This window comes from Wolbachia endosymbiont of Aedes albopictus, from assembly GCF_024804185.1.
GTDB classification, from domain to species: Bacteria; Pseudomonadota; Alphaproteobacteria; order Rickettsiales; family Anaplasmataceae; genus Wolbachia; species Wolbachia pipientis_B.
Window position 1 is genome coordinate 322,381 of sequence record NZ_CP101657.1, and the last position, 12,783, is coordinate 335,163.

Genomic DNA, 12,783 nt, shown 5'->3' on the forward strand with positions numbered 1-12,783 from the left:
TGTGGTTAAAGTTACTATTAATTCTAAGGAATGTGAAGTAGAGCATGGGCTCACTATAATTCAAGCTTGTGAAGTTGTGGGCGTTGAAATTCCACGTTTTTGTTATCATGAGCGTTTAGCAATTGCTGGTAACTGCAGAATGTGTTTGGTTGAAGTTGAGGGTGGGACTCCAAAACCAGTAGCCTCTTGTGCAATGCAAGTTGCAGAAGGGATGGTTATTCACACTGATACCCCTAAGGTTAAAAAAGCACGTGAAGGTGTGCTTGAGTTTTTGCTAATTAACCACCCGCTTGATTGCCCAATTTGCGATCAAGGTGGTGAATGCGATTTGCAAGATATCACGATGGCTTATGGGAAAGGAACCAGCAGACTTGATGAGCATAAGAGAGCTGTGCCAAAAAAACACTTCGGACCACTGATTGAGACTGCAATGAATCGATGCATTCATTGCACTCGGTGTGTTAGATTTTTGTCTGATGTTGCAGGTACAAATGAACTTGGAGGAATCGGAAGGGGAGAAAATGTAGAGATTAGCACTTACATAAAAAGGCATATTAGTTCTGAATTATCTGGAAATATCATAGATCTCTGCCCGGTAGGGGCTTTAACTTCAAAGCCTTATTCCTTTACAGCCCGTCCATGGGAGCTATCACATTGTGAGACTATAGATGTGCTAGATGCTGTGGGAAGTAGCATTAGAGTTGATTATCGTGGCCTGGAAGTTATGCGAATATTACCAAGACTGAGCGAAGAGGTAAATGAAGAATGGATATCAGATAAAACCCGCTTTGCCTATGATGGACTAAAAGTTCAGCGTCTTGATCAACCTTATGTAAAAAAAGATGGTAAATTAGCCCCAGTTGATTGGAATGAAGCATTAACTATTGCTGCAAAGAAATTAAAGAATACAAAATCAAATAAAATAGCTGCAATTGCAGGTGATTTAGCAGATTGTGAGTCTATGCTTCTACTCAAAGAAGTGATGCAGAAGCTCGGCTCGGGGAATATAGACTGCAGGCAAGATGGTGCAAAGCTTATACCAAGTAATCGTGGATCTTATGTGTTCAATACCACTACCCAGGGTATAGAGAATGCAGATTTGTGTCTGCTTATAAATACAAATCCAAGGATAGAAGCACCGATCATTAATGTAAGATTGAGAAAGAGATATTTACAGGGCAACTTTCCTATTGCAAGTGTTGGTCCTAACATTGAATATTTGTATCATGTTGAGAAATTGGGCGATAATCCTGATGTTTTGAGTAAAATAGTAAATGGAAATCATAAGTTCTGTGAGCTGCTGGTAGCCGCCCAAAACCCTATGCTGATCATTGGTCAAGATGCATTAATAAGAGATGATTCTGAATCAATTCTAATTCTAGCTGGCAAAATTGCAGAAAAATTTAACATGGTCAGAGATGACTGGAATGGCTTTAATGTGCTGCATAAAGCTGCAGCAAGAGTTGGTGGGCTAGATATTGGGTTTGTTCCTAAAAAAGGCGAAAGGGATATTAATCAAATATTGGAACATGCAGAAAGTGGTGAAATAGAAGTGGTTTATCTTCTTGGTGCAGATGAAATTGATACATCAAAATTAGAAAATACATTTGTAATTTATCAAGGTCATCACGGTGATAAGGGTGCACATGTGGCAGATGTTATCTTGCCTGGTGCTGCATATACAGAAAAACATGCAACTTATGTAAATACTGAAGGTCGAGTGCAAAGAACAAATTTAGCTGTATTTCCTCCAGGTGAAGCAAAGGAGGATTGGTTGATTATTAAAAATCTTTCACAATATTTAGACCTTTCTTTACCGTATGATAGTTTATTTGATGTGAGAAAAAAATTAGATACCATCGGTCCACAGTTTAGAAATGCCGATCAAGTGGTAAAAAACACATGGCTGCCAATTAGCAATGATGGGATAAGCTTAAGTAATACACCTTTCACTTTAAAGGAGTGTAATTTTTATATGACGGATTCAATAAGTCGCGCTTCAAAAATAATGGCAGATTGTACTAAAGCTTTTTATGAACACGCTAGTTAATATTTTATTTATTTTAGTACCGCTACTACTTTCAGTTGCGTACTTGGTATACTTTGAGCGTAAGGTTATTGGTGCAATTCAACTGAGGCACGGCCCAAGTGTAGTTGGCCCTTTTGGACTATTGCAACCATTTGCAGATGCTATTAAGCTACTGATTAAAGAGCCGATAATACCATTTAGAGCGAGCACCATACTGTTCATTATGGCTCCAATGCTTACCTTTATCTTAGCATTAATTGCCTGGGCAGTTATACCGTTTGGTGCTGAAGTAATTGTAGAAAATGGTCAGCAAGTAGTGATTCCTAAGGTTATAGCAAATATTAATGTTGGAGTGCTTTATGTGCTAGCTATATCGTCGCTGGGAGTATACGGCGTAATTATTGCAGGCTGGTCAAGCAATTCTAATTATGCATTTCTTGGCGCTATAAGGTCGGCTGCTCAGATGATTTCATATGAAGTTTCAATAGGCTTAATAGTTGCTACAGTTGTTGTTACAACTGGTACGTTGAACCTTGGAGAGATGGTGGTAGGGAAACACAATATGCCATTTTGGGTTGATTTGCTACTAATGCCTATAGGAATAATATTTTTTATTTCTTTGCTTGCAGAAACTAATCGTCACCCATTTGATTTACCAGAAGCTGAAGCAGAGCTTGTCTCTGGATATAACGTTGAATATTCATCCATGCCTTTTGCCCTCTTTTTTCTTGGAGAATATGCAAATATGATTCTAGCAAGTGCTATGATGACGATATTCTTTCTAGGAGGATGGTATCCGCTGCTGGAGTTCAGTTTACTTTACAAAATTCCAGGTTTGATTTGGTTCGTTTTGAAGATAGTTATACTTTTATTCGTATTTATTTGGATTAGAGCAACAATACCTCGTTATCGATATGATCAACTAATGCGCCTTGGTTGGAAAGTGTTTCTGCCAATATCGGTGCTTTGGGTGGTACTCATTTCAGGAGTGTTGCTCTTTACTGGGAATTTACCTGGATCCAATGTTTAATTTTCCAAATACAAGATTAAGACGCAGGCGCTCGAGCAAATGGGTTCGCAATTTAACAAGTGAAAATAGTTTATCAGTAAATGATCTGGTTCTTCCTCTGTTTGTTCACAACAAAGAAGAAACAACTGAACCAATTTCTGGCTTACCAGGCGTAAAGTGTTATTCAATAGATGGATTAGTGTCTATAGTTAAGGAAGCTAAAGATTTAGGAATTAATGCTGTTGCAATTTTTCCTGTAGTTGATAACAAATTAAAATCTAAAAATGCTGAGGAATCATATAACCCTAACAATTTAATCTGCAGAGCAATTTGTGCTGTAAAATCGAAGGTACCTGAAATTGGTATTATTGCAGACGTTGCACTGGATCCATACACTATTCATGGCCATGACGGCATTTTAAAAGATAATCAGATGGATGTAGAAAACGATGAAACTATATCAGTACTGTGTAAGCAAGCACTTGCTTTAGCGAAGGCAGGATGTGATATAGTTGCTCCTTCTGATATGATGGATGGTAGAATAGGAAGAATCAGAAAATCATTAGATGATAATAACTTTCAAGACGTATTAATATTATCTTATGCGGTGAAATATTGCTCTAGCTTCTATGCTCCATTCAGGCAAGTCGTTGGTTCATGTGGGCTATCACATTCTATAGACAAAAGTGGTTATCAAATGGATTATAAAAATGCGCACGAAGCAATGTGCGAAATTGAAATGGATATAAATGAAGGTGCAGATTTTATTATGATTAAACCAGGTATGCCATATTTGGATATTATCAAAACAGCAAGTGATAAGTTTAATTTTCCGATTTTTGCTTACCAAGTAAGCGGTGAGTATGCAATGATAAAAGCTGCTGCAAATAATGGCTGGCTAGATTATGACAAGGTGATTTATGAATCTTTGATTGGTTTCAAACGTGCGGGTGCAAGTGCAATATTCACTTACGCTGCACTTGATATTGCAAAAAATTTAAGTGCATAAGCCCTATAAAATTACTAAATTTTTGGCGCATGTTCTTCTACTGTTGCTGCATATTACCTAAAATTTTCCAATACATGTTTTAAGTTATTGATAAGTCCGTTACAATACAGTATTATAAATAATATAAACCAAGTGTTACTTAGGGCATGGGGATTTTTTTTGAATTTTTAGGAAAGATGCTAGGTAAGGTTTTTCCTGCCAAAACAGTAAGCTCTTTTTTGGGAATAGGGTATTTACCAGGTTGGCAGAGCTATTGGTCTTCTTTTTTAATATTATTTATTGTCGATGTTATATTGATTTTTACATATGGAGGCGAATATTTACTATATAAAATGCCAAATTCAGGAATAGTTGTAGCTGCTGTTTTTACAAAATTGGCAATAGTTATGTTAGTAATGCAGTTAATTGGAATATTTATTTTTCATGCTCAGGACCCTTCAGCAAATAGTGGTGAAGACATAGTAATACAAATAGCGTCAGGGCAAGTATTGACTGTAGCACTTTCAATGCCAGCAATAATGTCAATTTATTATACTGTAAGCAAACTTTATGGGAGTATATGTAAGCAGATGTTTCAATGCCCATTTTGGTTTAATGATTTTATGCACTTTTTCTTTTTTCTTATGATACCTTACGTATTTTTTAATGTCGTAGAAGTGATAAAACCATGGCCAATAAGTTCAATACAACTCAGCTATAATAATGCAATGTCAATTACATTTGAGGGGATTTTTCACACATTTTATGCGGTGATTTTACTGTATTTAACAGCATTTATATTCTGCGATTTAACTATGCATGATGCAATTGTCCTAAATAAAAGCATAATTCAGTATGTCAGGGAAAGTTCAGCAGTTTTAGGTGATTATTTACATAGTGCTGCAAAAAAAATAAATATTGAATAGTACTTATTTATTTATATATTTAGTATAAAAAGTGTGCAATTTGTGTGAATTTACAAAGTATAATAAAAGAGTTGCAAGGTTTTTGGGCTGGTGAAGGGTGCGTTATACTTCACCCATACACATCTGAAGTTGGTGCTGGTACATTACATCCTGGAACAATTATGTCTGCAATTGATACAAAACCGACAAAAATTGCATATCTACAACCAGTAATTAGGCCAGCAGATGGACGCTATAGTGATAATCCTAATCGCTTGTATCAACATCACCAATATCAAGTTATAATAAAGCCATCTGGTAATAATTTACAAGACGTCTATTTAGATAGCTTAAAAGCTCTTGGCATATCTACAGAAAAATATGATATTAAGTTTGTTGAAGATGATTGGGAAAACCCAAGTGTTGGTGCATCAGGACTTGGATGGGAAGTTACATGCAATGGAATGGAAGTAACACAGCTTACTTATATACAGCAAGTTGGAGGGATTGACTGCAAGATGATTCCTGGTGAGGTGGCATATGGGTTGGAACGTTTAGCAATGTGCATACAAGATGTAGATAATGTTTACGATATAACTTGGAACGATAACGGTGTAACTTACGGAGATATTTTTAAACAAAGAGAATATGAATTTTCTTATCTAGCGTTAGATTATTATGATACTAAAGTGGTACAGCAGCAATTTGAAGATACGGAAAAATTATGTAAGTTCCTTATTGAAAAGGAGCTACCAATGGCAGCTTATGATCAATGTATTAAAACTAGTCACCTACTTAATCTGCTTGATGCAAGAGGTGTGCTTGGTGTCAATGAACGTACAGCGCATATTGGTAGAGTTAGAGAGCTGACAAAAAAATGTTGCGAATTGTACATGAGTAAATAGCGTATGTCGTTGCAGTTGTTATTTGAGTGCCTTTCAGAAGAAATACCACCGAGAATGCAGAATGTAGCTGCAACTCAAGTTAAGAGCTGTATTGCCAATGTTTTTAACAAAAATAATGTAAAATTTACATCAATGGAGGTTTTTGTAACGGCACGTCGCATTACCCTATTTGTTGACAATATAAATGCTTTGGAGCTAAAGGATTCCAATAACGAAGTTAAGGGACCAAACATTAACGCACCAAAAATTGCTATCGAAGGTTTTTTAAGAAAATATCAGAAAAATGAAGAAGATTTGCTCGTTCGAAAAGTAAATAATGAGGATTTTTACTTCATTAAAAGAGAAAGCTGCTCATTTAACATCAGAGAATTCCTCAAAAATCAACTGGAGGAAATGCTCAAAAACTTTTCTTGGTTGAAGAGCATGAGATGGGGCGAAGGAAAAGAAAGGTGGGTTAGGCCAATTAAAAACATTTTATGCATTTTAAATGACGAAATAATACCTGTGTCTTTTGCAGGGATCACAGCATCTAACACAACATATGGCCATCGATTTCTCTCAAGTGATGCGGCGTTAACTATTAAAGCACCTAAAGACTATTTTGAATTGCTAGAAAAAAACAGCGTAATTCTCCAGCTGGACAAAAGAAAGCAATTTATACTAGATCAGATTAATAAATTTACAAAAGAGCAGAATTTACAACTTGAGAAAAATGATTATTTACTAAATGAATTGACAGGGCTTATAGAGTGGCCAATCGTACTGTTTGGTGAAGTGAATCAAGAAAAGTCATTTGGATTACCGAAGGAAGTAATTCTTAGTATAATTAATACGCAGCAAAAATACCTTGCTTTGAGCAATGGACAAAGAATTTCGTATTTTGTTACTGTTGTTAATGTCAACAATGATAAAGTTGTTAAAGGGCACGAAAGAATATTAGAAGCACGTCTTGCTGATGCACAATTTTTAATATCTCAAGATAAAAAGGAAAATCTAGATCATTATGTCAAAAAATTAGACTCGATATTATTCCATGCTTATCTGGGCAGCGTGGGGGAAAAGGTGAAGCGTATTACGGCTCTGTCAAAGTATATAGCTATATTTATTCCACATGCTTCGCTGATAAAAGTTGAACGTGCTGCATATTTGGCAAAAGCTGATTTGGCAACATCGATAGTAAGAGAGTTTCCAGAATTACAAGGAGTAATGGGTGGATATTATGCTTCTTATTTTCAAGAAGATAGAGAAATAGTGGAAACCATAACTGAACACTATAAGCCAATCAGATTGGAGCAAGAATGCCCTAAATCCCCCACTGCAATTACTGTGGCTATTGCAGACAAAGTGGATAGCTTAGTTGGTTTAATTGCAGCAGGTGAGAAAATCTCTGGTTCGTATGATCAGTTTGGTTTGCGGAGAATGACAATTGGTATAATGAGGACAATACTTGAAAATAATTTGCATATTCCAATTAGACTAATGATAGACAAGTCAGTATCTTTATATTCAAGGCTTCTATTTAATAAAAATACAACGTCAGTTGATAAGCCAAATAGAAAACAAATTTCAGAACTAGTATTTAGATTCTGCTTAGAAAGATTCAAGGTTATTTTAAAAAATAGAGATATAAGGCAAGATATTATAGATTCAATACTACATAAAATCGATATTAATGATCTGCTGACAGCAGAAAAGCAAACTGTTATATTGGATCGTTATCTTAGTACGCCAGAAGGTGAACAGATTCTAAGCACTTACAAAAGAGTCAGTAACATGATGAGCAAAGTAAGGAGAAGTGATGGCACTACTTATAGTGCATCTTACGGTAAGGGGTTTTTGATCGAAAATGAAGAAATTGTGCTATCAAATTGTGCTATAGCTGCTTGTAAAAACATTAAACAAGTAATAAAAAATAACCACTTTAATGCGGCACTTGATGAGCTTGCTGGTTTTGCTCCATTTATCAATCAATTTATGGACAATGTAAAGATTAACTGTGATTCTAATGAGCTAAGAAGAAACAGATTATCTTTGCTTGCGAGTATTGTTTCCACATTTCATTTAGTAGCAGATTTTAACCTCATACAAGTCAAGTAATGGATAAATGTTCAAGCAATATAAAGAACAGATAAAATTATCTCCGCAGTCTTGTGGTGTGTATAAGATGATTGGAGATAAGAATAAAGTTTTATACATTGGTAAAGCAAAAAACTTGAAATCGAGATTATCTGACTACCTTCAATTCGAAAACCTTTCTGAACGAATTAGAGTTATGCTCTCACAGGTTGTTAAGGTTGAAATATTCATCACTGAGAATGAAATCGAAGCACTGCTTCTTGAAGCACAGTTAATAAAATCATTGAAACCACTTTATAATATTGTGCTCAAGGATGGAAGATCTTATCCTTATATAACGATTTCCAAGCACGATTATCCAAGAATAGCAAAATATAGAGGCAAATTTAAGAAGAATGAGTTTCATTATTATGGTCCCTTTACATCTGCTGCTGCTGTTAAGCAAACTATATTGTCATTGCAAAAAGCTTTTCTCCTAAGAGTATGTTCAGATCAATACTTTTCCTCAACAAAAAGACCATGTATTGAATATCAAATTAAGCGCTGCTCAGCACCATGCATAAATAAAATCACAAAAGACAACTACTGCCAATCAGTAAAACATGCACGAAATACATTGCTTGGAAAAAGTAAGAAAGTGAAAGAACAGTTACTTTTCACAATGAGAAAGTGCAGCAGTGAAGAAAACTATGAGCTTGCTGCTATATATAGAGATCGGGTAAAGTTTCTTGAGCAAGTTCAAATACAGCACACGGATTTTTCTTTTGAAAAAGATGCAGATTTCTTCAGTATTGTACGTGAAGAGGATCTAGCATGTATTAGTGTGTTATCGTTCAGAAATAAAGACAACTATGGCAGCACTCCTTACTTTGCCGAGAACTGTGGTGATCACTCAAATGATGAAATTTTATCCACCTTTTTGGTCAACTTTTATAATTCAGCTAACATACCTCCAATACAAATTTACGTTCCAGATTCTATTGTGGATAAGGAAATTATAGAACAAGCACTATATAAGGTTGCTCAAAAGCCAGTAAAAGTTCTGCATGCAAAGAATAAAAAAGAGCGTGATTTATTGAAATTTGTTTATGATAACTCTCAGCATAGCTTAGAGCAGAAGCTTATCGATTATAGAAATAACCTAGAAAAGCTTGAGGAGCTTAGCAAAGTTTTCTTGTTACCAAGTATTCCAAAGCGTATCGAGGTTTATGATAATAGCCATATTTCTGGAAGCCAGCAAATTGGTGTAATGGTTGTTGCAGGGCAGGAGGGTTTTTTAAAAAGTGAGTACAGGAAATTTACTATAAAAGAAGAAATTTCAGGCGATGACTATAAAATGATGAAAGAAGTGCTGACCAGACGTTTCTCCGGCAAGATAAAGGACATAATTCCTGATTTTCTATTGATTGATGGTGGGCCTGGGCATGTTTCCATAGTACAGAATGTACTGGAAGTATTGAATATAAACGTTCCTTTTACTTGTATGGCAAAAGGTCCTGATCGTAACGCAGGAAATGAAACATTTTATATGCTGGGCAGGGAAGAATTCAGTCTGGCAAATGACAGCAAAGTCATGCTTTACTTACAATTGCTGCGTAATGAAGCTCACCGCTTTGTGATAACTTCACATAGAAAAAAACGCGATAAACAGTTTATAGTTTCACAATTAAGCAAAATACCCGGCATTGGCAACAAAAGGAAAAAGGCGTTGATGTCTTATTTTGGTTCAGTGAAAAATATAAGCAAAGCTTCTCTGGCTGAAATTCAAAACGTACATGGAATTAGTAAAGGTTTAGCAGAAGTCATTCTTAAACACGTGAATTATAAGAGAGGGGTGCTCTTAACCTGACACATATGGCTTTTTGAATACTCCCAATGAACATGTTTATAAATAAATATTTACTCTTCTTTTTTATTGTTTTTGGGTTTTTCTTGATCAACCATTTCTCCACCGATCTCTTTTATTTTTAGTATCAACAACTCTGGCACATACATGTCAATTACTTCTTCTGCTGTCACAAATAAAGCCCGATAAGAGTGTGAATTTATTATCCAATTAGGCAATATGTCTTCTGCTTTTATTTCAGAATGTTCCTCTTTTTTGCCATATTCTTTTTTGTCATATACTGTATAGCAATATAAGTGCACAGCAAAAAATAATACATAAGAGAGCAATATTCCTTTAAGCACTCCGAGAAAGATTCCAGTAACTCTATCGATAAACCCCAACCTTATGGGTGATAATATGTACATTAGCCAGTTGTTTATTATCATGAATATAAGATTAAGTATAATAAATACAGAGATTGTAGAAAGTATGTTTAGTATAACTTTAGAATCAAAATATTTACTATAATTCGGAGTGAAAAAATCATAGTGATTAGCTGTCAGAAAAATTGATAAAAATAGAAACATTAGTGCGCATAGCTCTTTTATAAAACCTCTAGTTACCGAGATTATTACGCATAGAACAACAATGAAGATAATTAGGCTATCGAAAAGCATATTTTATATCTATATGGTTTTCAAGATATAATAGTTGTAAATAATAAGGTTGTAAAATTAATTGTATTTATGCTGCATCAATTGATCTAAATACCTAGCGATCATGTCAATTTCTAAATTCAGATAATCATTTATTTTGTTGTACTGAAAAGTTGTATTTTCCCATGTATAGGGAATTATATTTACTATAAATTCCTGATTAATAACTGAATTCACTGTGAGGGAAACCCCATTTAGTGTAACGGAGCCTTTTTTTGCAACAAATTTAATTAATTCTTGTGGGCACGATAGTTTGATTTCATGAGAATCTAAATTTCGTTCGATTGTTAAAATTTTTACTATCCCATCAACATGACCCTGAACTAGGTGGCCATCGATCTTATCGCTTAATCTCATTGCTTGTTCGAGATTTATTTTTTTGCCTATTTTCCACGTATTTAAGTTAGAAACCTTCATAGTTTCTTGAGACGTTTGGACTGTAAATATGTCGCTCATTATATCAACAACAGTTAAACACACACCAGAGCAAGCTATTGAATTTCCTTTGTTTATAGAGGGTAAATTTTGTGTTTTGATATGGAAAATTTGATCAGAGTTGGAGTGAGTGATAGTATCAGCTATAGTCCCGATATCCGTGATAATTCCTTTAAACATATGGTGAAAATAAATAATTTTACCATGAAAAATTTTTTACAACAACTTACTTCTATTTTGTTATAGCTAAAGTAATTCTGGTTTACCGACGATTTAAAAAACGACAAATTCGTCATTCCGCCGCTTATTAGTGGGATCTATGTGAGATACCGTAACGGTATGACGTAGGACTGCTGTCATCCCGCTGCTTGTTAGCGGGATCTATCCGCGGCGATATGACGTAGGAAAACTGAGCCTGCACTAGCTATAGGCGCGAGAAAGGGGATCGTTTTTACTTACTTGCTTAACAGATTCTATAGAATATTCAGAATATATAAAGTAAGCTAGACTCAAAACACATAATGTAATCAATGTTGGTAACCCTATGTTCAATGCTAACCCAATATTTTCTCTTTTTTCTGGTGGCACTAATACTTTTAACATTGACACTTTTCCTAATCGAAAATGCCATAAGCAAAGTGTTGATGCAGATGCTACTATTATAAATAGACAAAAATAAGCCTTTTTTGAGGAAAATACAGTTTTTAATGGTGATTTGAGTGTAATGTTAGTAAGTGGTAGAGTTTTAGCTTCATTTGTTGCTGGTGAAGGATCTTTAATTGGTAAAGGGTTTGTAGATTTATGAGGAGTATTTTTATGTTGCATAGGAGGTTGCTGTATATAAACACCTGAAACTAATTTGAGCAATTGCTCTTTCTTTTTATATACTTGCTTATGTAAATACTCTTTTGGAAAAGAAGACTTGCCAGCTAATTGTGGTATTTCTAGTATTTCTAATACTTCTGATATCTCACCTGACTCTAATATTTCATGTAATTGTTTATCTTGAAAATAAACAATATTGAATATTGAGTTAAAAACATTGCGAAATGTTTCTGGATCTTGATTTTTGTATCCATTCATCACTTCAATAAATATTTCATTGAGTTTTTTTCCCCTGCGCTCAATCTGGTTATCTAACATAGCTACTCTAGCATCATTTTGTGCTTGTTTTATGGCTAATTGTTTTTCTTTCTCTGATAGTTCTTTGGTTTGCTTTTTTGACTTCTTTTTTCTGTTAGCCTTAAAATACTCTGTGTGCGAAGTAGTTTGACCTACATTCCGTTCTGCTTCTTTTACTTGTAGTGTAACTTGACTCTGTTCCTCATTTTCAGTTTTTTCTGCATGTTTTAGCTTTTCATTTAAAAATGACCCTATTTGGTGCAAATTATCTAAGTTAATGTCTTTAACATTTGTTTGTAGTATGATTGTTATTCCTTGCAGAAGGATTTGAGGCGGAGCATTATTTACGAATTCTTCTACAGTTTTATCACTATTAGTTTTACAGTAGTTATTATATAATTCACTGCTTTCTTTTGGTACTTTTATGTTGACTGTAAAATTTTTTTCCCGAGAAAGGCAGATTTTAAAAAAATCAATTAAAGATTTTATTTGAAATGGTCTTGTATTAAAGGTGTCTTTACCTGTTGCTGTTAGCTCAAATGAAAATTCTTGTATATTACTTTCAATACTTCTCGAGCGAATGGTACTGATCTTAATTATTTTGCTAGAAAATGCTTTACTTATGTTTTTAGATCTTTCCTTAAAGAACTTAGGTAAATCCTCTATTTTGTATTTATTATAAGTTTCAGTGTCACTGTTGTGCATGGTTGATACAGCAAATTCATCAACGTAAAGGTAAATAAAAAAAACTAATTGGTCAATAAATTAAT

At 34.5% G+C, this 12,783-nt stretch carries 10 protein-coding genes; 7 read left to right on the top strand and 3 right to left on the bottom strand.

The window, feature by feature from the left end; genetic code table 11:
• The first annotated feature begins 1 nt into the window (after window position 1).
• From nuoG to uvrC, 7 genes are all read left to right on the top strand, one after another.
• Window positions 2-2,050, top strand: a complete 2,049-nt coding sequence (gene nuoG / locus NHG98_RS01610; protein WP_259245480.1) for an NADH-quinone oxidoreductase subunit NuoG — start codon at window positions 2-4, stop codon at window positions 2,048-2,050.
• The gene (gene nuoH, locus NHG98_RS01615; protein ID WP_096617088.1) at window positions 2,034-3,059 is read left to right on the top strand and encodes an NADH-quinone oxidoreductase subunit NuoH; all 1,026 of its coding nucleotides are present in this window, start codon (window positions 2,034-2,036) and stop codon (window positions 3,057-3,059) included. The genes nuoG and nuoH overlap by 17 nt, the downstream gene beginning before the upstream one ends.
• A complete protein-coding gene (gene hemB, locus NHG98_RS01620) occupies window positions 3,052-4,047 on the top strand; it encodes a porphobilinogen synthase (RefSeq protein WP_096617086.1) in 996 nt (331 codons plus the stop codon). Before nuoH ends, hemB begins: the two co-directional genes overlap by 8 nt.
• A gap of 146 nt (window positions 4,048-4,193) precedes the next feature.
• A complete protein-coding gene (locus NHG98_RS01625) occupies window positions 4,194-4,952 on the top strand; it encodes a phosphatidylglycerophosphatase (RefSeq protein ID WP_096617084.1) in 759 nt (252 codons plus the stop codon).
• A 44-nt stretch (window positions 4,953-4,996) separates the two neighbouring features.
• Window positions 4,997-5,836 (top strand): glycine--tRNA ligase subunit alpha, encoded by an 840-nt coding sequence (locus NHG98_RS01630; protein ID WP_096617082.1) that lies wholly within the window; start codon window positions 4,997-4,999, stop codon window positions 5,834-5,836.
• Window positions 5,837-5,839: 3 nt separating this feature from the next.
• The gene (glyS, locus tag NHG98_RS01635) at window positions 5,840-7,933 is read left to right on the top strand and encodes a glycine--tRNA ligase subunit beta (protein WP_096617080.1); all 2,094 of its coding nucleotides are present in this window, start codon (window positions 5,840-5,842) and stop codon (window positions 7,931-7,933) included.
• Between the two features lie 7 nt (window positions 7,934-7,940).
• Window positions 7,941-9,761, top strand: coding sequence for an excinuclease ABC subunit UvrC (gene uvrC, locus NHG98_RS01640; protein ID WP_096617078.1), 1,821 nt, complete (start codon window positions 7,941-7,943; stop codon window positions 9,759-9,761).
• A gap of 50 nt (window positions 9,762-9,811) precedes the next feature.
• On the opposite strand, the gene NHG98_RS01645 is transcribed toward uvrC, so the two are convergent.
• From NHG98_RS01645 to NHG98_RS01655, 3 genes are all read right to left on the bottom strand, one after another.
• A complete protein-coding gene (locus NHG98_RS01645; protein WP_096617076.1) occupies window positions 9,812-10,417 on the bottom strand; it encodes a CvpA family protein in 606 nt (201 codons plus the stop codon).
• 57 nt (window positions 10,418-10,474) lie between these two features.
• Window positions 10,475-11,071, bottom strand: coding sequence for a riboflavin synthase (locus tag NHG98_RS01650; protein WP_096617074.1), 597 nt, complete (start codon window positions 11,069-11,071; stop codon window positions 10,475-10,477).
• 240 nt (window positions 11,072-11,311) lie between these two features.
• Complete coding sequence (locus NHG98_RS01655) at window positions 11,312-12,718, bottom strand: hypothetical protein (RefSeq protein ID WP_096617072.1); 1,407 nt, start codon at window positions 12,716-12,718, stop codon at window positions 11,312-11,314.
• Window positions 12,719-12,783: the final 65 nt, after the last annotated feature.